The organism is Lentzea atacamensis (assembly GCF_003269295.1).
Classification (GTDB): Bacteria; Actinomycetota; Actinomycetes; order Mycobacteriales; family Pseudonocardiaceae; genus Lentzea; species Lentzea atacamensis.
Map to the genome: position 1 here is coordinate 159270 of NZ_QLTT01000006.1, position 24313 is coordinate 183582.

Annotated in this window: 27 protein-coding genes; 12 read left to right on the top strand and 15 right to left on the bottom strand. The window is 69.4% G+C overall.

The window, feature by feature from the left end; translation table 11 throughout:
- Positions 1–1095: 1095 nt before the first annotated feature.
- Positions 1096–2436, bottom strand: coding sequence for an MFS transporter (locus C8D87_RS26430; protein ID WP_233439212.1), 1341 nt, complete (start codon positions 2434–2436; stop codon positions 1096–1098).
- 52 nt (positions 2437–2488) lie between these two features.
- On the opposite strand from C8D87_RS26430, the gene C8D87_RS26435 reads away from it, so the two are divergent.
- Positions 2489–3391: a LysR family transcriptional regulator gene (locus C8D87_RS26435; RefSeq protein ID WP_233439211.1), complete on the top strand. Its 903-nt coding sequence runs from the start codon at positions 2489–2491 to the stop codon at positions 3389–3391.
- Here C8D87_RS26435 and C8D87_RS26440 read toward each other — a convergent pair.
- The 3 genes from C8D87_RS26440 to C8D87_RS26450 form a co-directional block, all read right to left on the bottom strand.
- Complete coding sequence (locus tag C8D87_RS26440; RefSeq protein WP_215732497.1) at positions 3365–4963, bottom strand: amidohydrolase family protein; 1599 nt, start codon at positions 4961–4963, stop codon at positions 3365–3367. The genes C8D87_RS26435 and C8D87_RS26440 overlap by 27 nt on opposite strands.
- 79 nt (positions 4964–5042) lie before the next feature.
- Positions 5043–6464 (bottom strand): leucyl aminopeptidase family protein, encoded by a 1422-nt coding sequence (locus C8D87_RS26445; protein WP_411711464.1) that lies wholly within the window; start codon positions 6462–6464, stop codon positions 5043–5045.
- A gap of 251 nt (positions 6465–6715) precedes the next feature.
- On the bottom strand, positions 6716–6883 hold the full coding sequence (locus C8D87_RS26450; protein WP_065914675.1) for a DUF3117 domain-containing protein: 168 nt from the start codon (positions 6881–6883) through the stop codon (positions 6716–6718).
- 209 nt (positions 6884–7092) lie between these two features.
- On the opposite strand from C8D87_RS26450, the gene C8D87_RS26455 reads away from it, so the two are divergent.
- The 3 genes from C8D87_RS26455 to C8D87_RS26465 are packed head-to-tail and all read left to right on the top strand — an operon-like array spanning position 7093 to position 9444.
- A complete protein-coding gene (locus C8D87_RS26455) occupies positions 7093–7890 on the top strand; it encodes a PaaX family transcriptional regulator (protein ID WP_109632422.1) in 798 nt (265 codons plus the stop codon).
- A 10-nt stretch (positions 7891–7900) separates the two neighbouring features.
- A complete protein-coding gene (locus C8D87_RS26460) occupies positions 7901–8686 on the top strand; it encodes an enoyl-CoA hydratase-related protein (protein ID WP_112228790.1) in 786 nt (261 codons plus the stop codon).
- A complete protein-coding gene (locus tag C8D87_RS26465; protein WP_215732498.1) occupies positions 8686–9444 on the top strand; it encodes a phosphotransferase in 759 nt (252 codons plus the stop codon). Before C8D87_RS26460 ends, C8D87_RS26465 begins: the two co-directional genes overlap by 1 nt.
- On the opposite strand, the gene C8D87_RS26470 is transcribed toward C8D87_RS26465, so the two are convergent.
- Genes C8D87_RS26470 through C8D87_RS26490 form a run of 5 tightly spaced genes read right to left on the bottom strand, consistent with a single transcriptional unit; the run spans position 9431 to position 11672 of the window.
- Positions 9431–9997 (bottom strand): DNA-3-methyladenine glycosylase I, encoded by a 567-nt coding sequence (locus C8D87_RS26470; protein WP_233439210.1) that lies wholly within the window; start codon positions 9995–9997, stop codon positions 9431–9433. The genes C8D87_RS26465 and C8D87_RS26470 overlap by 14 nt on opposite strands.
- Positions 9994–10392, bottom strand: a complete 399-nt coding sequence (locus tag C8D87_RS26475; RefSeq protein ID WP_109632418.1) for an SRPBCC family protein — start codon at positions 10390–10392, stop codon at positions 9994–9996. Before C8D87_RS26475 ends, C8D87_RS26470 begins: the two co-directional genes overlap by 4 nt.
- Positions 10379–10675, bottom strand: a complete 297-nt coding sequence (locus C8D87_RS26480; protein WP_109632416.1) for a DivIVA domain-containing protein — start codon at positions 10673–10675, stop codon at positions 10379–10381. The genes C8D87_RS26475 and C8D87_RS26480 overlap by 14 nt, the downstream gene beginning before the upstream one ends.
- Positions 10672–11349 carry a permease prefix domain 1-containing protein gene (locus tag C8D87_RS26485; protein ID WP_109632413.1) on the bottom strand — a complete coding sequence of 226 codons (678 nt, stop codon included), beginning with the start codon at positions 11347–11349 and terminating at the stop codon, positions 10672–10674. Before C8D87_RS26485 ends, C8D87_RS26480 begins: the two co-directional genes overlap by 4 nt.
- Complete coding sequence (locus tag C8D87_RS26490; RefSeq protein WP_109632411.1) at positions 11334–11672, bottom strand: PadR family transcriptional regulator; 339 nt, start codon at positions 11670–11672, stop codon at positions 11334–11336. Before C8D87_RS26490 ends, C8D87_RS26485 begins: the two co-directional genes overlap by 16 nt.
- Before the next feature lie 255 nt (positions 11673–11927).
- Between C8D87_RS26490 and C8D87_RS26495 the strand changes: the two genes are divergently transcribed.
- From C8D87_RS26495 to C8D87_RS26510, 4 genes are read left to right on the top strand one after another with little or no spacing between them, the layout of a single operon-like run.
- Positions 11928–13088 carry a cytochrome ubiquinol oxidase subunit I gene (locus C8D87_RS26495; protein WP_109632409.1) on the top strand — a complete coding sequence of 387 codons (1161 nt, stop codon included), beginning with the start codon at positions 11928–11930 and terminating at the stop codon, positions 13086–13088.
- Positions 13088–13711: a cytochrome d ubiquinol oxidase subunit II gene (locus tag C8D87_RS26500; RefSeq protein ID WP_112228791.1), complete on the top strand. Its 624-nt coding sequence runs from the start codon at positions 13088–13090 to the stop codon at positions 13709–13711. Before C8D87_RS26495 ends, C8D87_RS26500 begins: the two co-directional genes overlap by 1 nt.
- The gene (locus C8D87_RS26505) at positions 13681–15030 is read left to right on the top strand and encodes an ABC transporter ATP-binding protein/permease (protein ID WP_109632405.1); all 1350 of its coding nucleotides are present in this window, start codon (positions 13681–13683) and stop codon (positions 15028–15030) included. The genes C8D87_RS26500 and C8D87_RS26505 overlap by 31 nt, the downstream gene beginning before the upstream one ends.
- On the top strand, positions 15027–16328 hold the full coding sequence (locus C8D87_RS26510; RefSeq protein ID WP_112228792.1) for an amino acid ABC transporter ATP-binding/permease protein: 1302 nt from the start codon (positions 15027–15029) through the stop codon (positions 16326–16328). The genes C8D87_RS26505 and C8D87_RS26510 overlap by 4 nt, the downstream gene beginning before the upstream one ends.
- Here the strand turns inward: C8D87_RS26510 and C8D87_RS26515 are convergent.
- Entirely contained in the window at positions 16260–17171 is a 912-nt protein-coding gene (locus C8D87_RS26515; protein ID WP_109632400.1) for a glucosyl-3-phosphoglycerate synthase, read from the bottom strand. The genes C8D87_RS26510 and C8D87_RS26515 overlap by 69 nt on opposite strands.
- Entirely contained in the window at positions 17171–17509 is a 339-nt protein-coding gene (locus C8D87_RS26520; RefSeq protein ID WP_146231414.1) for a hypothetical protein, read from the bottom strand. Before C8D87_RS26520 ends, C8D87_RS26515 begins: the two co-directional genes overlap by 1 nt.
- 117 nt (positions 17510–17626) lie before the next feature.
- Here C8D87_RS26520 and C8D87_RS26525 point away from each other — a divergent pair, with 117 nt between their 5' ends.
- Together C8D87_RS26525 and C8D87_RS26530 are read left to right on the top strand one after the other, a co-directional pair.
- Positions 17627–19120: a CocE/NonD family hydrolase gene (locus C8D87_RS26525; RefSeq protein ID WP_109632396.1), complete on the top strand. Its 1494-nt coding sequence runs from the start codon at positions 17627–17629 to the stop codon at positions 19118–19120.
- A gap of 10 nt (positions 19121–19130) precedes the next feature.
- Positions 19131–20183 (top strand): winged helix DNA-binding domain-containing protein, encoded by a 1053-nt coding sequence (locus C8D87_RS26530; protein ID WP_109632394.1) that lies wholly within the window; start codon positions 19131–19133, stop codon positions 20181–20183.
- Here the strand turns inward: C8D87_RS26530 and C8D87_RS26535 are convergent.
- The 3 genes from C8D87_RS26535 to dapE are packed head-to-tail and all read right to left on the bottom strand — an operon-like array spanning position 20154 to position 22566.
- Positions 20154–20681 (bottom strand): LOG family protein, encoded by a 528-nt coding sequence (locus C8D87_RS26535; protein WP_411711465.1) that lies wholly within the window; start codon positions 20679–20681, stop codon positions 20154–20156. The genes C8D87_RS26530 and C8D87_RS26535 overlap by 30 nt on opposite strands.
- Before the next feature lie 5 nt (positions 20682–20686).
- Positions 20687–21463 carry an LOG family protein gene (locus C8D87_RS26540; protein ID WP_112228793.1) on the bottom strand — a complete coding sequence of 259 codons (777 nt, stop codon included), beginning with the start codon at positions 21461–21463 and terminating at the stop codon, positions 20687–20689.
- 17 nt (positions 21464–21480) lie between these two features.
- Positions 21481–22566: a succinyl-diaminopimelate desuccinylase gene (dapE, locus tag C8D87_RS26545; RefSeq protein ID WP_109632388.1), complete on the bottom strand. Its 1086-nt coding sequence runs from the start codon at positions 22564–22566 to the stop codon at positions 21481–21483.
- Between the two features lie 42 nt (positions 22567–22608).
- On the opposite strand from dapE, the gene C8D87_RS26550 reads away from it, so the two are divergent.
- Positions 22609–23022 (top strand): hypothetical protein, encoded by a 414-nt coding sequence (locus C8D87_RS26550; protein WP_146771879.1) that lies wholly within the window; start codon positions 22609–22611, stop codon positions 23020–23022.
- A 47-nt stretch (positions 23023–23069) separates the two neighbouring features.
- Here the strand turns inward: C8D87_RS26550 and C8D87_RS26555 are convergent, their stop codons facing one another.
- A complete protein-coding gene (locus tag C8D87_RS26555; RefSeq protein ID WP_112228795.1) occupies positions 23070–23498 on the bottom strand; it encodes a hypothetical protein in 429 nt (142 codons plus the stop codon).
- A 165-nt stretch (positions 23499–23663) separates the two neighbouring features.
- On the opposite strand from C8D87_RS26555, the gene C8D87_RS26560 reads away from it, so the two are divergent.
- Positions 23664–24302 (top strand): DUF998 domain-containing protein, encoded by a 639-nt coding sequence (locus tag C8D87_RS26560; RefSeq protein ID WP_112228796.1) that lies wholly within the window; start codon positions 23664–23666, stop codon positions 24300–24302.
- Positions 24303–24313 lie beyond the last annotated feature (11 nt).

Genomic DNA, 24313 nt, shown 5'->3' on the forward strand with positions numbered 1-24313 from the left:
GGCCCAGCTGGCGTACACGCTGGAGTACGGCTACGTGGCCCGGGCTGGCGCGGCGGCGGTCAGCTGCTGGTTCGCCAGGACCGGCCTCGAGTCCGAGGTGGACAAACGACTGTGGTGCGGACCGGTCCAGGTGCCGGGCACCGGTGCGTCCACCGACTGGGTGCCCGTGCCGTTGAAGAAAGTCACCAAGAACGGTGACGAGGTCCGCTACGAGGTGCAGTCGCCGCAGGTGCCGGAGAAGGGCCACCGCAGCACGCCGGACGGGAAGCTCGTCCGCACCGACGGCAAGGAGTTCGACCCGAAGAAGCAGCAGGACCTCACCGCCGGCCGCGACTTCCTCGCCGTGCTGCCCGACGACGGCAAGCGCTCCAACCCGGACCTCGGCCTTGGCAACGTTGACATCAAGCTGCGCGACGACCTGCTCGCCACCGCGATCAACGGGTGGGCGAACCCGGACATCTGGTACACGGCGGAAGGCACCCTGCGCGCCGAGCCCGGCTCGCGGCTGCGCGTGCTCAGGATGAAGGTCGAGAAGCCCTACGAGACGGACAGCGGCTTCCACCGCACCAACTGGCAGGGTTTCGCCCCGCAGCCGTCCGAGCTCGCGCTGGAGCTGCCGGGCAAGCGCCAGCCGCTGCCCGCCGACCGCCTCCCCGCCAACGGCTCGGTGTTCGTGGTCTACACGGTCCCCGACCCGCAGCAGGGCACCGAGACGCTCGCCCTCGGCTCGCTCGGCGCCAAGTCTCTGGAGCAGCGCGTCGAGCTCCCGTCCGGCAGACGCACCGACAACCCTCCGCACGTGCTGCAGCGCGCCGCCGCCCCCGGCCAGTTCCACGAGGCGACGCAGAAGATCCGCTTCGGCGACCGCGAGCTCGGCATGAAGGTCACCGGTGTCCGGCTCGGCCGGCAGCGCCCGATCAAGCTCGGCGAGAGCCAGTACGACGTGGCCACGATCTCCGCGCAGGACAAGGCGTTGCTGGAGGTGCGGCTCGAGGCCACCGGCAACCTGCCCGACACCGCGGGCGGCAGCATGACCAAGGACCTGATCACCGTCAAGCTCCAGGACGGTTCCACCGCGCCACAGGTCGGCGCCCGCTACGACGGCGGCCCGCTGCCGTTCGCAATCGTGGTCGAGGTGCCCGCCGACACCCGCTCGGTCTCGGTCGGCGTGGAGACGGGCGAACCGGTGCTGCCGCGCGTGGGCAAGACCGCGGTCTCACCCGTCGACTCGCGCATCACCCTCGCCCTGGAGTTCTGAACTGGTGGTGTGTTCACGAACCCTCGTCGGTCCATTTCGTGTCCAGGAGGTGCCCCACTGGGCGCGAAACTGACTGGCGAGGATTGTGAACACACCACCAGCATCGCGGCGAGCGCCAGCCAGCCGACGATCACCAGCACGAGCCCGCCCCAGCCCCACTCGCCGTACGCGGTGCTGCCGGACGTGCCCCCGACGCTGCTGCCGACGTAGAACCCGCACAGGTACAGCCCGGACGCGTGGCCGCGGGCGTGGGCGGGAGCCCGCGCGCCGACCCAGCTGCTCGCGATGGCGTGCGAGGCGAAGAAGCCGGCGGTGACGACGGCCAGCCCGAGCGGCACCCACAGCAGGCTCGCGACCGTGCCCACCGCCACCACCCCGATGGTCATGAGCAGCACGCGTCCGCGTCCGAGCCGGTCGGCCAGCCTGCCCGCGAACGCCGCCGACGTGCTGCCGAACGCGTAGAAGAGGAAGACCAGCGACTCCAGCCACGACGGGCCGGTCAGCTGGAAGCCCGCGACGTTGTAGAACGAGATGAACGCGCCGACCATCAGCACGGAGACCACGTACAGCGAGAGCAGCACCGGGTCCTTCAGCGCCGCCTTCATGCCGCGTGGCGCCCGCTTCGGCGCTACCCGGGCACGAGGCAGGAAGAAGACGACGACCAGCGCGGCCGCGAGCCCTACGACACCGCTGAGCAGGATGGATCCGCGCCAGCCCAGCCAGTCCGCGGTCGTGCCCGAGAGCAGGCGGCCGACCATGCCGCCCACGCTGTTGCCGGCGATCATGGCGCCCATCGCGGCGCCGAGCCTGCCCTTGTCGAGCTCGTCAGCGAGGTACGCCATCGACGCCGCGGGCACACCGGCCGCCGCGATGCCCTGCAGCACCCGCAGCACGAGGAAGACGTCGTAGTCCGGCGCGAACGGCAGCACCACGCCCAGCACACCCGCCAGCAGGACGCTGACCACGATCACCCGCCGGCGCCCCACCCGTTCCGACAGCATCGCCACCGGCACGACCACCACGGCCAGCGCCAGCGTCGCCGCGGACATCGCGAGCGACGCGCCACCCGGTCCGAGGCCGTACTCGGCGGCGATTTGCGGCAGCACCGGTTGCGGCGCGTACAGCAATGCGAAGCATGCGAGCCCCGATGCGGCGATGGACGCGGTCAACCTGTTCACGCCTTCGACGCTAAGCCATACGTCCAATACGGAAATGCGGCAAAATCAATACGTGGACGAATTGGATCTGGCCCCGAAGCTGGCAGTGCTGAAAGCGCTTGCCGCCGACGAGCACGTGACCCGTGCCGCAGAACGCGTCGGACTCCCCCAGCCGACGGTCAGCCGCTGGCTCGCGGAGCTCGGCGACCAGCTCGGCGCGCCGATCGTCGTCAGAACCGGGCGGCGCGTCCGGCTCACCCGCGCAGGGCGTCTGCTGGCGGAGGCCGCGACGAGATCACTCGCGGCGCTCGAACCCGGCCTGCGCGCGGTGGAGGAGGAGCTCGACCCGGAGAAGGGCCGGGTGGTGCTGGGCTTCCTGCACATGCTCGGCCGGTCCGTGGTGCCGGAGCTGGTCCGCGGGTTCCGCGCGGAGCACCCGCACGTCCGGTTCGGCCTGGTCCAGAACGCCCGCTACACGGTGGTGGAGAAGCTGCTGCAGGGCGAGATCGACCTCGCGCTGGTCGCCCCGCCGCCCGACGGCCCCGAGTTCTCCTCCGAGGTCCTGTTCGAGCAGGAACTGATCGTCGTCGTGCCGTCCACGCACCGCCTCGCCACCAGGAAGGCCGTGCGGCTCAAGGACCTGGCGGACGAGGAGCTCATCGTGCTGGAGCACGGCTACGGCCTCAGGCAGATCACCGACGACATGTTCGCGAAGGCCGGCTTCACGCCCAGGATCGCGTTCGAGAGCCAGGAGATCGAGACGGTCAGGGGCCTGGTCGCGGCGGGTCTCGGCGTCGCGCTCCTCACGCACGCCGAGACCACGCCGCCTGCCGGGCTGCGGGAACTGCCGCTGACCCCGCGGGCGGGCCGCGTCTTCGGGCTGGCCTGGCTGAAGGACCGCCCGTTGCCGCCCGCGGTACGCGCTTTCCGCGACCACGCCCTCAGCGGCTCACGAGGTCCAGCGCTGAGTCCCTGACCACGTCCGCAGGTACGACTCGGCCCCGCCGAGCAGCTCCTGCACGAGCTGGTCACCACCGAGCCTGCGCACCTGCTCGACCCAGTCCGGCACGAGCCCGACGTGCGCGCCACCGTCGGTGTTGATGTCCCACACGCGCTCACCGGTGCGCTGCCGGTCGACGAGAGGCCCGTCCGGGAAGCTCCGGAACGGGTAGGTGACGCCGGTGCGCGGCGACGGGTGCGAGCCCACGCCGTTGTAGTCGGTGCCGAACCCGAGACCCACGCCGTACTTCTGGCGCAGCGCCGCGGTGGAGGCGGCCTGCGAGACGAACCCTTCGGCGTCGAACTCGTACGACGCGACGAAACCGCCGAGCTGGTAGACCTTCTCGGTCCACTGCGCGTCCATCCAGCTGTGGCTCGACAGGATGCCGGGGTAGCGGGCCCGCGTCGCCAGGTCCAGCGTGCGAGACGCGGCCTTCACGCTCATGTGGTCGATCTCGATCATCATGTGCCGCTTCATCATGCCCTGCACGGCGTACTCGCCGAGCGACGTCAGCCCGCGCACGTTGCACCGCTTCGCCGGGTCGTACGCCGGTGCGACGGCGCTGGCCGGGATCAGCGCGTTCGCCGGGGCGACGCCGATCGGGTTGTCCTGCTGCGGGCCCGCGCACTTCTCGGTCTTCCACCACGTGCCCGTGCGGAGGAACTGCGCCGCGTTGATCACGCCGCCCTGCACACCGGAGTCGAACCGCACGCCGCACAACGCGTTGTCGTACTTGTGGCACAGGAAGATGCTGCGGACACCGAGCGCGTGGACCTCGTCCAGCCCGCGGTCGATGGCGGCCTTGCTGCACAGCGGGAGGTCGAGCACCTGCCGGCAGCCGAAGAGCTCAGAGGTCTCGATGCCGAGCACGACGGCGAGCTTGCCCTGTTCGATCACGTCCCTGGCCTGCTCCGGCGAGGTGACGATGCGGAACCAGCCCTTGCCGGGCCCGCCGAACTGCTTGTCGACGAAGGCCTGGAGCTCGTACGTGCGCTGGGCCTGCAGCCGCACCGACGTCATCTCGTCGCACGAGCGGTCCTTGAACGGGTAGATCACGCACAGCTCGGCGTTGCTGGTCAGGTCGGTGACCAGCACGCGCTGCCCGCCGCGCCACGCCCGTTCCAGCCAGGCGTAGTAGTTCTGCTGGTGCGAGACGGTCTTGTAGGACGGCCAGTCCCTGAACGTCGGCCAGCCCACCGGGTCGTGCCCGTCGAAGTCCGACGTCACCAGCGCCTCGAAGATCGCGCCGAGCCCCGCGGGGTGGTGCTCGGGGCAGTCCTTCAACGCGTCGGCCGCCCCCTGCTCGGAGAACGGCTTGCCGCAGATCAGCCGACCGCCGAACGCCTCGTTGGTCATCAGGTGGTTGTGCGCGTCGACGAACCCGCGCACCCGGCCCTGGTCGTCAGTGCCCTTGAACGGCTCCCCGGTCACGTTGATCTGCGAGTCCTGCGCGGGCCTCGCCACCGGCTCCCACCAGGGGCTGCTCGCCGAGGCAGGGGCTAAGGCGGCGACGAACAGCGTCGCGGCGAGGACGAGTCGAAGGATCACGAGTAGCTCCAGGGGGCGTGAGGGAGACCACATCATGCCCCGGAACTGCCGCGTCTCATATGGTCTGATCGTCGGTAACTCAGTGCCGCGCGAACCTGTCGGCCAGCTCGACGAGCGTGCGCGCGCTGAAGCCCGTGGCGCCCGCGACGACCTCGTCGTAGACCTTCTCCGAACGGGCGGGGCCCGCGATGTCGAGGTGCGCCCACGGCACGTCACCCGCGAACTTCTGCAGGAACAGCGCCGCCGTGATGCCACCGGGGCCGGGCGGGCACTGCTTGTAGTCCGCGATCTCGCTGTTGACGGCCTCGACGTGCTCTTCCAGCAGCGGCATCCGCCACCACTTCTCCCCGGCCCGCTCACCCGCGTCGATCACGTCCACGGCCAGCGAGTCGTCCGCGGTGAACACGGCACCCGTGCGCAGGCCGAGCGACACCTTCATCGCGCCGGTCAGCGTCGCCACGTCCACGAGCAGGTCCGGCTTGAGGTTCTTCACCGCGTACGCCATCGCGTCGGCCAGCACCATGCGGCCCTCGGCGTCGGTGTTCTGCACCTCGGTGGTCGCGCCGCCGTAGTGCCGCACGACGTCGCCCGGCCGGTACGACGAGCCGCTCACGTGGTTCTCCGCACACGGCACGAGCCCGGTGACCTTGATCGGCAGCTGCCTGCGGGCCACGGCCATCAGCGCGGAGATCACCGCGCCGCCGCCGGCCATGTCGGTGCGCATCAGGTGCATGCCGTCGGCGGGCTTCACCGAGATGCCGCCGGTGTCGAACGTGATGCCCTTGCCGACGAACACCAGGTGCGGAGCGTTGCTGCCGCCGCCGTCGTAGGTCAGCTCCAGGAACCGCGGCGGACGGGAGGAACCGCCACCGACCGCGAGCACGCCGCCGAAGCCCTGCTGCCGCAGCCACTTCTCGTCGCGCACGACGGCGGACAGCCCGTCGACCTTCTCGGCGAGCTTGGCGGCGGTGGTCGCGAGCCAGCGCGGGTCCTTGACGTTGGACGGCGCGTTCGCGAGATCTCGGGCGAGCGAGGTGGCCGTGGCCAGCGCGTGGGCCTTCAGCGCGGCCGAGGTCAGCACCTCTTCGAAGCCGGTGTCGCCGGTGACGAGCCGCAGCGAACCGACGCGCTTCGGGGCGACCTCGCCGGTGACCTTGAAGCGGTAGCCGCCGAGCGCGGCGCCCAGCACGAACGCACGCACCTTCTCGGCGTCGAAGTCCGGGGTCAGCAGCACGTCGGTGGTCCTGGGGGCGTCCTCGCCGCTCAGCGCGCGAACCAGCGCCGCACCCGCCACGCGGTAGTCGCTGAGCGTGCCCGTGCCGACACCGAGCGTCCACGACTCGCCGTGGCGCACCGTCTCACCGGCCTTGCCGGTGAGATCGGACACGTCGATGCCGTCGCCACCCGGCCCCAGCGCCGGACCCGTGGCCGCGAGCACGACCGCAGGGACGTTGCGGCGCGAGGTGGTGGCCACCTCGACGTCCACGAGCTTGGTTGGCACTGACGGAACCGTCGACCCCACGACTGACCCTCTCCCCATGAATTTGTGACCGCCAAGTTTCCCCCAGGTGCTGTGGCCGTCTGCTTTCGCCCCGTATTTCGACGTTCAGACGGGTGCGTCGAGGTGCCCTGCAGAGCGTCGGGCGCGGGCTGTCACAGCACCGCCGGAACGAAGCGATGCCCCGGCCTCCACTGTGGAACTCACAGCGGAAACCGGGGCTCGGTGTTTCTGGTGCTTCTCGCCGGGAGGCCTCAGCCGGCGGCGGCCTTCAGCGCGTCGCCCAAGGCGCTGGCCTCGTCCGCCGACATTTCGACGACGAGGCGCCCACCACCCTCGAGCGGCACGCGCATGACGATGCCGCGTCCCTCCTTGGTGACCTCGAGGGGACCGTCGCCGGTCCGGGGCTTCATGGCCGCCATCGCGTGCTCCCTCCGTCAACATCTTCCCCGTCCGGCCAGGCCGGATCTGCTCCATTCTCCCCTATCGCGACTCAGGGGCGAAACCGAACCGATCTTTTGGCGAGTTCGGGTGACATTTGTTGATCTTGCTTTCACCCTGATCAGTACCCCTTTTCACGACAACGCAACACTTTCGGCACGGCCGGTCGTGTCGTGACAGACTGGGCCGGGTGCGAGCCCGTTCCGCGCTCTTCGACGTCTACGGCGGCCACCTGCGCGAACGAGGTGGTGCCGCCACCATCGCCGCCCTCGTCCGGCTGCTCGAGCCCCTGGGATTCGCCGCGCCGGCCGTGCGCACGGCTGTTTCCCGGACGGTCAGGCAGGGCTGGCTGCATCCCGTGCGGCTGCCCGACGGGCCTGGCTACGCGATGACACCTCGCGGGGAACGAAGGCTCGACGAGGCCGCCGCCCGCATCTACCGCACCGGGCCGTCCACGTGGGACGGTCGCTGGCACGTCGTGGTGCTGGAGGAGATGCCCGGCCGCGACTCGCGGGACCACCTGGCTTCGGAGCTGCAGCTGCTCGGCTACGGCGCGCTCGGCCCTGTGACGTGGATCGCGCCCCGCCCGTCGCCGGAACTGGCCGACGTGCTCGCCGCCGAGGGAGTTCTCGCACGAACTTTTCACGGTTCACACGACGGCGGGGACGCCGAGCTCGCGGCGAAGGCCTGGGACCTGGCCGAACTCGGCCGCGACTACGCCGCCTTCGTCGCGCACTGGCAGCCGCAGGTGTCCGTTGTGGACGAAACCGACGACGCGGCGGCGTTCGCGGCGTCACAGCAGCTGCTGCACGCGTGGCGCAAGTTCCTGTTCCGCGATCCCGGTCTTCCTGCTGAACTGTTGCCACCGGACTGGCCGGGGCACGCGGCAGCGTCGTTCTTCGACGAACAGACACTGCGGCTGGCACCGGGCACGAGTCGTTTCGTCGACGAGTGCCTGCGGCCGGTTCGCAACGTTTCCACTGCTTGATGGAGGTTCAGTGTCCGAGCTCCTCGTCGACGACGCCGATGGTGTGCGCACGTTCACGTTCAACCGCCCCGAGTCGTTCAACGCCTTCACCATCGCGCTGAAGGAGTCGTTCCTCGACGCGCTGCGGGAGACGTCGGCCGACGCCTCGGTGCGCGCGGTGGTGATCACGGGTGCGGGCAGGGCGTTCTGCGCGGGTCAGGACCTCAAGGAGCACATCGGGTTGCTGCAGGCGGGTGACCCGGCGCCGCTGCACACCGTGGAGAAGCACTACAACCCCATCGTGCGCGAGCTGATCGGCATGCCGAAGCCGGTGATCGCCGCGGTCAACGGCAGCGCGGCCGGCGCGGGCGCGTCCTTCGCCTACGCGGCTGATCTGCGCATCGCCGGCGCGTCGGCGAAGTTCCTGATGGCGTTCGCGAACGTCGGCCTGACCGCGGACTCCGGTGCCTCGTGGACGCTGCCGCGGCTGATCGGCCACGGCCGCGCGATGGAGATGATGATGCTCGCGCAGCCGGTCGGCGCCGAGGAGGCGTTGCGGATCGGCATGGTCAACCAGGTCGTGCCGGACGAGGAGCTGCTGCCGACGGCGCACGCTCTCGCGGCGAAGCTCGCCCAGGGCCCGACGACGGCCTACGCGAAGATCAAGGAAGCGCTTGCCGCGGCGGCGGACGGCACGCTGGAGGACGCTCTCGAAGCCGAGCGCCGCACCCAGGCCGACTGCGGCGCAACCGAGGACCACCGCGAGGCGGTCGACGCGTTCGTGAACAAGAGGGCGCCGAAGTTCAGCGGGCGCTAGTGGAGGAGCGACTCGACGGTGGCAACGCCGGCGGAGCGGTGCGGGTCGGCGACACCGTCCGCAAGCCGGCGGCACCCTGGACACCCGCTGTCCACGAACTGCTCGACCACTTGAGGGACAAGGGGTTCAGCGGGGCGCCGCGCGCCGTGGGGATCGACGAGCGAGGCCGGGAGATCCTGACCTCTCTCGACGGGGAGACGATCGGCAACCGCAGACCGTGGCCGCGGTGGGTGCACGCCGACGAGACTCTCGACCAGGTCGGCGGGTGGCTGCGTGCCCACCACCGTGCCGTGGCCGACTTCGCGCCCTCATCCGGCGCCGTCTGGCGGGGTGGAGGCAGGTGGGAACCGGGGCTCCTGGTCGGCCACAACGACGCGGCGCCGTACAACGCGGCCTGGCGGGACGGGCGGCTGACCGGATTCTTCGACTGGGACTTCGCCGGGCCGGTCACCGCCGAGTCCGACCTCGCCTTCGCCGCCTTCAGCTGGGTGCCGCTGCACGCCCGGCACGTCGTCGAGGCCGAGGGGTTCACCGACTTCGCTGTACGCCCCCGCAGGCTCCGCCGCTTCCTGACCGCCTACGGCTGGTCCGGGCAGGCAGAGGACTTCCTGGACGTCGTGCGCGCGAGGATCATCGCGCAGGCCGAGGGCATCCGCGGCCTGACGGACGACCCGGTGTTCGCCGAGATGGTGCGCAACGGTGTCGTGGACTCTTTGGACCGCGCAGTCGAGGAGCTGGACGGCTTCACGGTGACGTGATCGCCGTAGCGCGGAAACACGTGGCGATGTGGTCGTCCACCATCCCGGTGGCCTGCATGAGCGCGTAGCAAGTGGTGGGGCCGAGGAACTTGAAGCCGCGGCGCTTCAGTTCCTTGGCCATCGCCTTGGACTCGTCGGTGATGGCGGGAACGTCCGCAATGGTCGCAGGACGCACGTGGTCGGAAGGCGCGAACGACCACAGCAGAGCGTCCAGGTCGACGTCCTGCTCAACGATCACGCGGGCGTTGTGGATCGCGGCGTCGATCTTCATCCGGTTCCGGACGATGCCCGCGTCGGCCATCAGCCTTTCCACGTCGGCCGGCCCGAACTCCGCGACCAGCGCCGGGTCGAAGTTGCCGAACGCGGCGCGGAACGCGGGCCGCTTGCGCAGGATCGTGATCCACGACAGCCCGGACTGGAACGCCTCCAACGACATCCGCTCGTACAGCTCGTTGGTGCCGTGCAGCTCAACGCCCCACTCGGTGTCGTGGTAGTCGATGTAGTCCGGGGTGGAATCACCCCACGGACAGCGTGAGATCTCGGGAGCGGTCACCGGTACTCCTCGGCGAAACGGGCGAACCGCCGCAGCGACCGGCGCAGCATCAGCACGAAGAGCGGCTTCACCACCGGGAAGAAGAACGGCACGTCGAGGCGTTCCGTCCACACGAAACGGCTGCCGCGCACGGCGAACACGCCCGTCCCCCGCACCACGCGACCCAGATGCTCGACCTCGACGGCGTGCGGAGGGTCCCACCGCGTGATGCGCATGCGGTCCGACACGCCGAACGTCACCGCGTCGATCTCGCTGCCGACCGACCTGCCATCGCCCGCCACGACGGACACGCGGGTCCCGAACACCCACTCCGACTGACGTTCCCAGTCGGTCATCGCGCGGAAGATCGTGTCGGGCGGTGCCGCGACCTCGGCGGTCAGCTCAAGCTCGGTCACTGCTCTCCAGTTCCTCGACACGTGCCCGGAGCGTCTCGACCTCGGTCGCGAGCCGCTGCAGCACCCAGTCGACCTCGTTCATCTTGTAGCCGCGGAACACCTGCTGGAACTTCAGCTCGCGGACGTCCTCCGCGGTGATGTCGTCCGACGGCAGCCGCGTCGGCGAAGCTCCGGGCGGCAGCGGCGCGAGCTCCTCGCCGCGCCCGAACACCAACGCCGCGAGCAGGAACACCACTGCCGCGACGGCCACCATCACGATCAGGTAGAGAAGGGCGTTGGTCACGCGACGATCGTGGCACAGCTCAGGCAGCGGCGAGCGAGCAGACCGAGCCGAATGATCACGGTCCACGTGATCAGGCTGGCGATGCTCATCGGCAGCGACTGCATCAGCCGCGACGCGTCGACGTGCGCGGTGGCCGCGATGATCGCGACATTGCCCAGCAGCACCACGCCCACAGCCAGGATCGCGATGGACGCGGCGAGCTTGGCCAGCAGTTTCGTGTCGTACTTGCGCGCGAGGATCCGGCCGAGGACGAGAGCCACCAGCGCCACGCCCGACGCGGCACCGCTGGTCATGTCGTTGGCCTTGGCGATGACGAGGTACCAGGACGGCGTCGGGGTGCCGAGGTCCTGCCACGGGCCGACGAGCAACATCCGGCCGTACTCCCACGCCATGTGCATCAACGGCAGCACGATCGCGAGCCAGACGAGCGTGCGCGTGCCGTACGCGACCGCGAGCTCGGCCTGGTACTCGTTCGCGATCTCGCGGACCGGCCCGAACTCCTCGACCGCGCGCTTCTTCGCTTCCTGCTCGGTCAGGCCGCGGCCGAGGTGCGCCTCGGTGGCGTCCTCGAGGCTGTCGCGCGTCTCGGTGAGCAGGTCGCGGACCTGCTTGCGCGAACCCTGCAACCGTGACCCGAGATCGGTCACGTAGCTGTCGATCACGTCTGTGCCCACTTGCCGCCCCCTCCCAGCACCCCGTCGATGACCGTCGTGAACTCGCGCCACGCGCTGCGCTCGGCCTGCAGCGCCCGCTGGCCCGCCTGCGTGAGCCGGTACGTGCGGCGTTTGCGGCCGCCGACCGTGCTCCAGTCGCTGGTGACGTGGCCTGCCCGCTCCAGCCTGCGCAGCGCCGGGTAGACGGTGCCCGTCGGAAGGTCCAGCGCACCTCCGCTGCCCTGCTGCAACGCCTCGATGATCGCGTAACCGTGCAGCTGCCTGCCGTCGAGCGTCGCCAGCAACAACGCGTCGAGATGGCCGCGTAGGGCGTCGGGCTTCATGAGTAGTGACTCTACTGATGCGGGGCCTCTGGCGACCCCTGAGATGTCCCTGATTTCGGACGTTCGCGCTGGCGTCCGGGCAGCGGAATCTGTTGCTCTGTAGGCGGTTCGGGCGCCTGCAAGTACTACCAGCCCGGAGTTGGCGGTACTTGCGGGCGCGCCAGCAGCAGGCCCGTCAGGGGCGTCCCTGAGTTCTCCCTGAGATCGGCGCAGGAGCGTTCATAAGTAGCTGCCCTACATATAGCGTGCCTACTTATGAGTGCAGTAGACCTCGCCCGACTCCAGTTCGCGTTGACGACGTCGTTCCACTTCCTGTTCGTGCTGCTCACGCTGGGCCTGGTCACCCTGCTCGTGATCATGCAGACGCGGTTCACGCTCACCGGCGCACCCGTGCACGAGCGGATGACGCGGTTCTGGGGCCGCATCTACGTGATCAACTACGCGCTGGGGATCGTCACCGGCATCGTCATGGAGTTCCAGTTCGGGCTGAACTGGTCGGGCCTCGCCACCTACGCCGGCGACGTGTTCGGGGCACCGCTCGCACTGGAGACGCTGATCGCGTTCTTCCTGGAGTCCACGTTCCTCGGGCTGTGGATCTTCGGCTGGGGCAGGCTCAACCGCTGGGTGCACCTCGCGTTGCTCTACCTGACCGCGCTCACGGCCTTCGCGTCGGCGTTCTGGATCATGGCGGCGAACGGGTTCCTGCAGCACCCCGTCGGCTACCGGGTCGACGGGAACGTGTTGCGGCTGGAGGACTTCTCCGCGCTGCTGAGCAACCCGACGTTCACCTCGGCGCTGATGCACGTGGTGTTCGCGTCGATCACGGTCGGCGGCGTGTTCCTGACCGGGGTGTCGGCGTACCACTTCATCAGGCGCACGCCCGAGGTCGACTTCTTCCGGCGGTCGCTGCGGATGGGTGTGGTCACCACCGCGCTGGCCACGCCGCCGCTGATCGGGGCGGGCTTCGCGCAGTTCCCGGTCATCGCGCAGTACCAGCCGGGCAAGTCGGAGGCGGCCTCGTGGATCGGCGCGCCGCTCGGGTTCATGATCCTGATCGGGATGATGCTGACGATGGTCAGCTGGCTGACGCTGCCGCTGCTGATCAAGGACGCCGTGATCAGGATGCGCTTCCCGTTGTACCTCATGGTGATCGGCATTCCGCTGCCGTTCGCGGCCGCGATCTTCGGCTGGCTGTTCCGCGAGATCGGGCGGCAGCCCTGGCTGATCTACGGGCTGTTGCGGACCGAGGACGCGGTGTCCCACGTGGACGCCTCGCAGATCCTGTTGTCGCTCATCGTGTTCACGTCCCTGTTCGTGGTGCTGGCCTGTGTCGACTGGGCGTTGATCGCACGTGCGGTCCGCCGCGGTCCGGACGTCGCGCCCGCCCCCGTCTCGCCGTTGGTGGTGACTCTCTGATGGAAACGCTCTGGCTGGTCGTGCTCGGTGTGCTCACCGTCGGGTACTTCGCGTTGGCGGGCTTCGACTACGGCACCGGCTTGCTGCTGCCGTTCCGCGGGCGCGCCGAGACGTTGCAGCGGATGACGCCGTTCTTCCTGGGCAACGAGGTGTGGCTGGTCGCCGCGGTTGGAGTGCTGTTCGCGGCGTTCCCGCGGCTCGAAGGTGAGCTGCTGTCCGGCGCGCACAGCACGTTCACGCTGATCCTGGCCGGGTTGGTGCTGTTCATGGCGGCGGTGCAGCTGCGGCTGTGGTGGTGGCTCGTGTTCACCGGCGCGCTGACGGTGTCCGTCGGCTGGGGCCTGTTCCTGGCGCACCTGGTGGACGCGCCGTGGCCAGTAGCCCTCGTCATGCCGGTGCTGTTCGCGGCGCACGGCTGGGTGTTCCAGCACCGGCGGTGGGCGCTGTTCCCGGTGACCGCGCTGCTCTGCGCCCTGCCGATCCCCCTCGCGTTCAGCTCGATCGACGTCACAGGTCTCATGGCCCACCCGGACACGCTCAGCCTGCTCGCGTGGGTCGCGATCCCGATCATCCCGCTGGTGGTGGTGTTGCAGTGGTCGACCGTCGCCATCTCCTCGCGCTGATCCCGGTCCCGTTCCTGGTGCTGGCCCAGGCAGAGCTCCTGGCCTCGGCGCTCAGCGGCGGAGGCGGGTATCTGTTGCTGTGCCTGGTCATCGGGCTGCGGGTGTTCGTGTGGTGGGTGCACCGCGAGTGGGCCCACCGGAGTGCCGAACGGACTCGCGCACGGCTGAGACAGGCTTTCCTGCGCTCGCCGGGAACCAAAGCCGGCGAGGTCGCCACGCTGGTGACGCGCGGCGTGCACGACGTCACGCCGTACGTCGTCGGGTACCTGCCACAACAGGTGCTGGCCGTCGTGGTGCCGCTGGCAGTCGTCACGCGGCTCGCGTTCGCCGATCTGACAGCAGCGCTGACGATCCTGCTGACGCTGCCGCTGATCCCGATCTTCGGTGCGCTGGTCGGTGCGCACACCCGTGAGCGGACGGCCCGCCAGTGGGCAGCGCTGGCCACGCTCGGCGGGCACTTCCTGGACGTGGTCAAGGGCATCGGCACGCTCAGGGCGTTCGGACGGGCCGAGGCGCAGTCCACAACGGTCCGCGAACTCGCCGCGCGGCACAGGACCGAGACGATGGCCGCGCTCAGAGTCGCGTTCCTGTCGGCGTTCGTGCTGGAGCTGGTGGCCACGATGTCCGTTGCGTTGGTCGCGGTGCCGGTCGGGCTCAGGCTGCTCGACGGCGGCCTGCCGCTGCACACCGCGTTGCTCGTGCTCTTCCTCGCCCCGGAGACGTTCCTGCCGCTGCGGGCCGCCGGAGCGCAGTACCACGCGAGCGCGCAGGGCCGTGCGGTGCTGGCCGAGGTTCCGGCGCACACCGAACACACCGGGACGACCCCACCGGACCTGGCGCGTGCCGAGATCGTGTTCGACGACGTGAGCGTGCGCAGCCTCAGGAACTTCTCGCTGCGGATCGAGCCGGGCGAACGGATCGCGCTGGTCGGGCCGAGCGGCGCGGGCAAGAGCACGGTTCTGGGACTGCTGCTGGGGTTCGTGCAGCCGGACGAGGGCCGCGTGCTGATCGGTGGCGTGGACTTGCGCGAGATCGACCGCAAAGCCTGGCTGGAGGCGCTGTCGTGGGTGCCGCAACGGCCGACGCTCGTGCCCGCGAACCTCTCGTCCGGCGAACAGCAACGGGTCGCATTGGCCAAGGCGCTGGACCGGCAGCAGGCCGGGTTGTTCCTGCTGGACGAACCGACCGCGCACCTCGACGCGGAGACGGAGTCCCTCGTGCTCGAAGCGACCAGGGAGTTCACCCGAGGTCGCACGGCCGTGATCGTGGCGCACCGGCCGGCGCTGCTGAACGAGGTCGACAGGGTGGTGACGGTGTGAAGCTCGCGATCCTCGTCGGAACACTCGCCGAACTGGCGGGCGTCGGCCTCACCGCCACGGCGACCTGGCTGATCATGCGCGCCGCCGAGCACCCGCCGATGCAGGCGCTGACCGTGGCCGTCGTCGCGGTCCGCACGCTCGCGCTGGCCAAGGGCGCCCTGCGCTACCTCGAACGCCTGACCAGCCACAAAGCCGTGCTCAGCGAGGCCGTCGAGCTCCGCGGCAAGGTCTACGACGACCTGGCGAACCGCACGCACATCCCGTCCGGCACGGCGTTGACCCGCATCGTCACCAACGTCGACCAGCACCTCGACACCAGGCTCCGCGCCACCCTGCCGTGGATCACCGCGACGCTGGTCGGTGCGATCGTCGCGGTCTTCTCCGGCTTCTCGCTGCCGCTGATCGCCGGTCTGCTGATCAACCTCGCCCTGCTGCCGTGGCTCGCCATCCGCAAGCCGGAGGACCTCACACCGTCGCGCGCCAAGCTCACCGAGCAGACCACCGAGCTCGTCCACAGCAAGGAGGAGCTGATCGCCTACGGCCTGTTCGACGAGAAGCTCACCGAGGCCACCAAGACCGTGAAGGCGTTGTCCCGCAAGGAACGCACCCGCGACCTGACACCGCTGGCGATCGCCGTCCAGTTCGGCGCGGCTCTGCTCATGCTCGCGCAGCACGAGCCCGCGTGGCTGATCATGGCCGCCATCGCGACGTTCGAGATCACCATCCCGCTCGCCGCCCTGACCAAGCCGACACCGGAACCCACCGACGAGCCCGAACCGGCCGTTGTCACCGAAACCCCGGCACTGCAAGGCAAGACCGCGATCGTCGGCCCGAGCGGCATCGGCAAGACCACGTTGCTCAACGCCATCGCCCGCCAGCTCGAACCCAGCAAGGGCGCACTGGCCGACGCCCACGTCTTCCACACGACGGTCCGCACCAACGTCCTGCTGGCCAAACCCGATGCCACGCAGGAGGAACTGGACCGCGCGGCCGAGATCGCCGAGCTCGACCTCGACTGGGACCGGGTCGTCGGCGAACGCGGTGAGGAGATCTCCGGCGGTCAGCGCCAGCGCCTGATCCTCACCAGGTCAGTGCTGGCGAACCCGGAAGTCCTGCTCATGGACGAGCCGACGGAAGGCCTCGACCCCGAACAGGCAGACCGGGTCCTGAAGAAGGTCCTCGACAGCTGCCGGGGCACCGCACTCGTCGTGACGCACCGGGAAGAGCAGCTAGCGCTCTTCGACCACGTGCACCATCGGGGGCCGGTCCGCCACGAGCACGTCGGTCGAGTCGGGTAGCCACTCCCCGCCGACCTGAACGAACTGCGTGAGAGGCCCGGAGTCCAGCGGCACTCCGCACCGGGCCAACGCGGTCCCCATGATCTGCGACGACATCACCCCGAGCTGCAGCAACGACCTGTTGCGGTGCTTGCGCACACCCAGGTTCACCTGGGCCAGCGCGGACAACCCGTAGATCCGGTGCACGTCCAGCAACAGCCCGATCTCCACGCCGTACCCGGCCGCGAACGGCACGGACTCCAAAAAGGACCGGGTGGCCGCGTACTCGCCGCCGAGCGGTTGCACCACACCGGAGAGCTCCGGCCGCAGGGTGTTCAGCAACGGCCGCGCCACCAGCTCGGTGACCCGCCCGCCACCGGTGCTCTCCAACCGCAACGGCCGCCGGTAGAAGCCCTTCACCAGGTGCACGTCCGGAACGTCCAGCAGCGGCCCGAGCAGCGCCGTGACGAACGCGGTCTCCGGTTCCACCAGATCGGAGTCCAGGAACACGATCAGATCACCGGAGGTGGCGGCCAGCGACCGCCAGAGCACCTCCCCCTTGCCGGGCAACGGTTCCAGCCACGGCACGACGTCCTCGCGCCGCACCACCCGCGCCCCGGCGGCGGCAGCCACCTCGGCCGTCCGGTCGGTCGAACCGGAGTCCATCACGACCAGCTCGTCGACCAGCGTCCCGAGCAACGGCCGGACCACGCCGACGACGTCGCCGACGGTCTCTTCCTCGTTCAGCGCGGGCAGCACCACGGAGACGGTCCGGCCGCGCTTCGAAGCCACCAGATCGGCAACCGTCCACGACGGCTGCTGCCAGGTGTTCGTGGCGAACCAGGCCTCGACGGCGGGCAGCATCAGGCGAGCGCCCGCACCGCTCGGGCGGGCGGACGAGTTCCCGTCACGCTCGCGACCATCTCCACGACCTTCCTCGCCTGCCGTACGTCGGAGGCACGAATTGCGCGTGCTCCGGACATCGCAGCCACTGTGGCAGCCGCGAGAGTGAAATCCTCATCCCCCGCGGGGATCGTCACCACATCCAACGTTTCGCTGAGCGACGGCAATTCCAGACGGCCGTCGAACTCAACGACATCGGCACCGTCATCAATGACCCGATCGAGGGCATCAGCGCTGGTCAGATGCGCGACCACCAGCACCCGGTCTTTCGGCAGCTCAGTGATGCGGAATCGGTTCACGCCACCCAGCGTAAACAGTGACCTGACTCACACACTCTTGCTACTCCCGAGTAGGTATCTGCTTTACTCCCCGGTAACAACCCTGTGTGATCTACGTCATGGTCAAGGAGGACCAGCGTGCGACGATCACTTGTTCTGGTCCTGGTACTCCTCACCACCCTGCTCGGTGCTCCGGCCGCCATCGCGGCTCCCGGGCACTCCATCACCTACCGGTCGATCTCCGGCGTCGGTGGCACCACCCTGAAGGCCTTCGTCATCGAACCGACCGGGCTCGGCAACGGCCCGTTCCCGTTGCTCGTCATGCCGGCCAGCTGGGCGGTGCCGAACATCGAGTACGTCGGCGCGGCGGCCAAGCTCGCCAAGGAGTCCGGCTACGTCGTCGTGAGCTACACCAGCCGCGGCTTCTGGGACTCCGGCGGTGAGATCGACATCGCCGGTCCGGACACCGTGAACGACGTCAGCAAAGTCATCGACTGGGCCGTGGCCAACGCCAAGGCCGACGTCACCAAGGTCGGCGTCGCGGGGATCTCCTACGGTGGTGGGCAGTCGCTCCTCGCCGCGGCCAACGACCCGCGCATCAAGGCCGTCGCGGCGCTGAGCACGTGGACCGACCTGGCCCGCTCGCTCTACCCGTACAGCACCGTGAACAAGCAGGCCGTCGAGCTGCTGCTGGCCGCAGGCCACGCGACCGGACGCCCCGGCCCCGTGCTGCTGGAGGCGGAGGACGCCTACCGCGACGGCAGGTTCTGGGAGGTCGTGCCGATCTCCGCGGGCCGTTCGGCGGCCTCGAAGATCGCGCAGATCAACGCCAACGGCACCGCGGTGATGATCGGCAACGCCTGGAACGACGGCATCTTCGCGCCGGGCCAGGTCGCGGACTTCTACTCGAAGCTCACCGGACCCAAGCGGCTCATGCTCTCTCCGGGTGACCACGCCACCGCCGAGCTCTTCGGCGCGGCCGGGCTGCCCAACGAGATCTGGGAGTCCGTCGGCCGCTGGTTCGACCGTCACGTCAAGGGCGCGGCCAACGGCGTCGACGCAGAGCAGCCGGTGCAGCTCAAGCCCAACAACGGCGGCGCGTGGAAGAAGTTCGGCGCGTGGCCCGCGGGTCCCGCCGACACGATGCAGCTCGACGCCAGGAAGATCTACGCGGGCTGGGGCACCGTGGCCGACAGCGGCACGATCCTGCTCTCCGGTGCGCTGCAAGGGTTCCTGAACATCCCGACCGGGGTGGCGCTGCCGTTCATCGACCGCAACCTCGCGGGCGTGTGGAGCGGGCCCCAGTACCCGAACGGCGCCACGCTCGCGGGCACGCCGAAGCTGAAGGTGCAGGTGACGCCCAGCGCGGAGACGACCACGCTGTTCGCCTACCTGTACGAGGTCGGGCCGCTCGGCCTGGGCTCGCTGATCACGCACAAGCCGATGAAGGTGACCGGTGCCGGCCGCACGCAGACGCTCGACGTCGAGCTCGAGCCGACCGTGTGGAGCGTCGGCGCGGGCAACCGGCTGGCGCTGGTGATCGACACGGTCGACCCCCGTTATCTCACCGAATCGACGCGTGGTTCAACTGTCACCTTCGGACCGTCGAGCTTGACGGTGCCCAAGGCGTAAGAATGTCCGGGTGGACTTCACCAGGCAGCAGGTGCTCTTCCACCGGATCCATCAGCACGAGCTGGACCGGCGGGTCGCAGGCGCGGCCGAGCTGGCGGTGTTCTCCCTGGGTGTCCAGGACAACACCTCCGGCTCGGCCCTGCTGAGTCTCGCCGCACGGCTCAGTTCGCCGTCCACGGACGAGTTCACCGTCACCTGGTCGGTGCGGGGCGCTCCTCACCTGCACCGCGCCGGTGAGCTGAAGGCGTTCGCCCGCGCGCTGTGGCCGTGGAGCGACGCGGACGCCCGTGCCCGCGCCGCACGTCCGAAGGTGGACGACATGGTGGCGGCGTTGCGGCACATCGCCACGGCGATGCGGTCGATCGTCACGAAGCCGATGACCAAGGGCGACGTCAGCAAGGCGCTGACCCCGTTGGCGCCCAAGCAGACCATCGAGGCGTGCCGGAGCTGCCAGACCGAGCACGTCAGCGACCCGATCTTCCGGCTCGGCGCACTGCCCGCCGGCCTCCGGATCCTTCCGGAGGAGAAGACCGTGACGTTCGAGCGCATCCACGGCTGGCCGGGCATCCCGCGCAAGACCGCGGGCTTCGACGAGCTGGTGCACCGCTACCTCACGCTGCACGGCCCCGCCGGACCGTCCGAAGTGGCCGGTTACTTCGGCACGACCACCCGCGAGGTCAAGAAGCGGTGGCCGAAGGAAGGCCTCGTCGAGGTGACCGTCGAGGGCAGGCAGGCGTGGCTGCCGGAGGACGTGGAGATCGTCGACGCGGAACCGCCGGACGTGCGCCTGCTGCCGCCGACCGACCCGTACCTGCAGGCCCGCGACCGGGACCTGCTGCTGCCGGACAAGGCGGCGCAGAAGGACATCTTCCGCATCCTGGGCCGCCGCGGCGCGATCCTGGTGGACGGCGAGATCGCGGGCTCCTGGCAGGGCAGGGTGGTCTCCGGCAAGCGGTTCGAGGTCACGGCCACGCCGTACCGCCCGCTGCCGGATCTCCTGCCGGAGACCCAGATCCTGGCTCAGGCCAAGGGACTAAGCGACGCAAGCGTCAAGAGCGACTGACACGTCGTCCGTGACGACGAGCGACTTCAACGCGGCGTGCGACACGAACCCCTTGTCGCGCAGGTGCGTCAGCCAGTCGACGAGTCCCTTGTAGTGGTCGTCGACGTCGAGCAGCACGACGGGTTTGGTGTGCATGCCCAGCACACCAGCCGTCCACACCTCGAAGAACTCCTCGGCGGTACCGATGCCACCGGGCAGCGTCAGGAACGCGTCCGCCTTGTCGTCCATCATCTTCTTGCGCTCGCGCATGGTGTCGACGACGTGCAGCTCCGTCGACTCCCGATCCGCGATCTCCCTGGTGGCCAGCCCCTTGGGAATCACGCCGTACGTGTGCGCGCCGCCGGCCCTGGCTTCCCGCGCCACCGCCCCCATCATCGACGTCTGCCCGCCACCCCAGACGAGGTTCCAGCCACGTGCCGCGATCTGGCGCCCCACCTCGGCGGCGAGGTCGATGTAGGTCTGGGGCACCGTGGCAAGACTGCCGCAGTAAACAGCCACGTACATCAGTGTGTGTCCGCCCATGCCTGGTGCGCTTCCTTGACCACGCGCACCGCGTCCTCGATGTCGTCGGTGAGGTGCAGCAGTGCGAGGTCCTTCTCGCCGACCTTGCCGCCTTCCAGCACCGAGCTCTTGACCCAGTCGTACAAGCCCTGCCAGTAGCTGCGGCCGAACAGCACGACCGGGAACTTGGTGACCTTCTTCGTCTGCACCAGCGTCAGCGCCTCGAACAGCTCGTCGAGCGTGCCGAACCCACCCGGCAGGCAGATGAACGCCTGCGAGTACTTGATGAACATCGTCTTGCGCACGAAGAAGTACCGGAAGTTCACACCGAGGTCGACCCACGGGTTGAGCCCCTGTTCGAACGGCAGCTCGATACCGAGCCCGATCGAAAACCCACCGGCCTCCGAACACCCCCGGTTGACCGCCTCCATGGCACCGGGCCCACCGCCCGTGATCACCGCGAACCCGGCCTCGGCCAGCGCCCCGCCGAGATCACGCCCGGTCTGGTACTCCGGGTGGTCCCGCCCGGTCCGGGCAGACCCGAACACGGTCACCGCACTGGGCACCTCGGCGAGCGCCCCGAACCCTTCGACGAACTCGGCCTGAATCCGCAGCACCCGCCACGGATCCGTGTGCACCCAGTCCGAGGGCCCACGCGAATCCAGCAACCGCTGGTCCGTGGTGGTCAGCTCGTCGCGGCGCCCACGCCGCAACACGATCGGCCCGCGCATCTTCTCTTTGGGACGCTCGTCCACCACGTCGTTCTCGTCTTCCGTCATCACTGAGATATTAGTGATCAGGCAAGCAAAAATCGCTTAAGCACGTCGAAACACCCGGTGATCTGATGGACCGGCACGTGCTCCTCCCTGGTGTGCGCCAACGTCGGATCCCCAGGCCCGAAATTGACCGCGGGCATGCCCAACGCCGCAAAGCGAGCCACGTCCGTCCACCCGAGCTTGGCCACCGGTGTCCCCCCAGCAGCCTCGACCAACTCCTGCGCCGCAGGCGCGTGCAGCCCGGGCAACGCCCCAGCCGCGAAGTCCGTGACCGCAACCTCGAACCCGTCGAAGACCTCACGCAAATGCTGCTCGGCCTGCGCCACCGACCGATCCGGCGCGAACCGGTGGTTGACCGTGAGCACGGCCTCGTCCGGCACCACGTTCCCGGCCACCCCACCGCTGATCTTCACGGCCTGCAGCCCCTCGTGGTACCGGCACCCGTCGATCTCGGGCTGCCGAGGCACGTACGCCTCCAGCCGCCGCAACGCCTCCCCCATCCCGTGGATGGCGTTGACCCCCATCCACGACCTGGCGGTGTGCGCCCGCTTCCCACTGGTCCTGATCTCGATCCGCATGGTCCCCTGACACCCGGCCTCGACCGTCCCGTTGGACGGCTCACAAACGATGGCCAGGTCCCCCATCAACCATTCGGAAAGCTCCCGCTGAATGCGCGTGAGCCCGTTCCGCTCGGCCTCGATCTCCTCGCAGTCGTAGAACACGAACGTCAGATCGTGCCGCGCGTTCGGACTGAGGGCCGCAACGGCCAGCATGACCGCGTCGCCGCCCTTCATGTCCACGGTCCCGCACCCGTGCAGCACGTCCCCTTCACGCCGGCTGGGAAAGTTCAGGTTGATCGGCACGGTGTCGAGATGCCCCGCAAGCACCACCCGCCGCTCCCGCCCGAGGTGTGTCCGCGCCAGCACGGCGTTCCCTGATCGAGTGATCTCCAGATGCGGCGCGTGCAACGCCAACGACCGCTCAACCAGATCCGCGATCTCCGCCTCCTCCCCGGACACGCTGCGTACATCCACCAACGCAGTGGTCAAATCAATCGGGTCGGCGAAGAGATCAAGGGTGTCTGACACGCCGTTCACCCTACTCATCCACCTTCCCCACTAGCCCGTTCGGCCGATACCGTGCGCTCCGTGATCAAGCGCACACTCCTGGTCATCCCCCTGATGCTCATGGCCACCGGCTGCGGCGAGCCCCCGGTGGCCTGCGCCCACCAGTGCGGCGAGATCCGCTCCCTCTTCACCGCTCCCTGCGGCTCCCAGCACAGCGGCACCCCGGCCGACTGCGCCACGTGGGTGGCCAGGGTCAGCTCCATGACCCGCAAATTGGACCAGTCGTTCCAGGGCAAGCAGGTCGAGGACGACGTGCGCGAGGCCCTCCCCCGCCTGATGACCGCCGTGGGCGACTTCGAGGCCCACAAGTGCGGCGAAGTGCGCGTCGACAACGTCTCCAGCACCGACGCCCGCCAGTCGAAGTGCAACGAGGCCCTGATCGCCACCAGGGGCGACCTGAGCTCCCTGTACTTCAGCGCGGAAGTCCCCGGCTAGGCCGGGAGCCGCGGAGGGCCACCGCTCCCAGCCGGTCGGGGCCGCGGTCAGATCCGGGTCATGGTGGACGGGTAGCCGCCCCCGCCGGGGTAGACCCATTCACCGGTGACCGTGGTGCCGTCGGCGCTGAAGGTGCCCCGGTAGTAGGCCGGGCTGCCTTTCGCGCCACCCCAGATGGTCAGCGTGTCGCCGGTCAGTTCGTAGACGTAGTCGAGGGTGTTGCCCATCGAGTCGTAGAACCGGGACGCCACGTCCGCCCCGGCCGGCTCACCGAACGGGCGCAGGTTGCCGATCACCTCCATTCCGGTGACCGGCTGCCCGAACTGGATGAGCTCGACGTGCTGGAGCAGGAAGAACCGGCCGGGCATCCACTCGTACCGCACGGTTCCCTCGGCACCGCCGGTCACCTTCCAGGTGCCGACCAGCCGGTCCAGGGCTCGCACGTCAGCGCTCGGCTGGGTGATCGTCTCGGTCATCTCGTCCTCCTCGGCTCGCTTGCTGTGTGCCGGTACCTCGGAGCTGGCCCCTGCGCCTCGACATCCCTTCGTGGTGACGCAGGTCACATTCGCGGGAGGTCGAGAGCCACGTGGCGGCGACGTGGTTGCGGCGAACACTCACCAAACCGCTCCCGAGGAGGAGTCATGGTCGCCGTCCGCACTGCCCCCGTTGCCCGCCGGTCGTCCGGGCGTCTGCTGATCGCCGGTGCCCTTGCCGGGCCGGTCTTCTTCACCTCGGTGCTCGCCCAGATGCTCAGCAGGGAGGGCTTCGACATCACCCGGCACCCGATCAGCCAGCTCTCCACGGGCAGCCTCGGCTGGCTCCAGGCCGCAACGTTCGTGCTCGCGGGCCTGGGCTGCCTGGCACTGGCGGCGGGTGTCCGGCGCACGCTCACCGAGGGAGCCGGCAGACGGGTGCTGCCGGTGTTCGTCGGGATCTTCGGAGCCGGGCTGGTCGCCGCCGGCCTGTTCACCATGGACCCGGAGAACGGCTTCCCCGCCGGCACCCCGGACGGACCGGTCGCCCGGATGTCGTGGCACAGCATCGTGCACTCGGCAGCGGCCGCCGTCGCGTTCACCGCGTTGGCCGTCGCCGCGATCGTTCTGGCCGTGCGATACGCCCGGCTGCGTCAGATGCGGCCCGCGGTGTTGAGCGGGGCGGCCGCCGTCGTGTTGCTGCTGCCCATGTCGCCGGAGTTCATGAGCATCCAGATCGCGGTGAACGGGCTCGTGGCCTTCACCTGGACGACCGTCGTCGCCTTGTCCCTGCGCAGTGCCGCCTGAGCTACGTACCG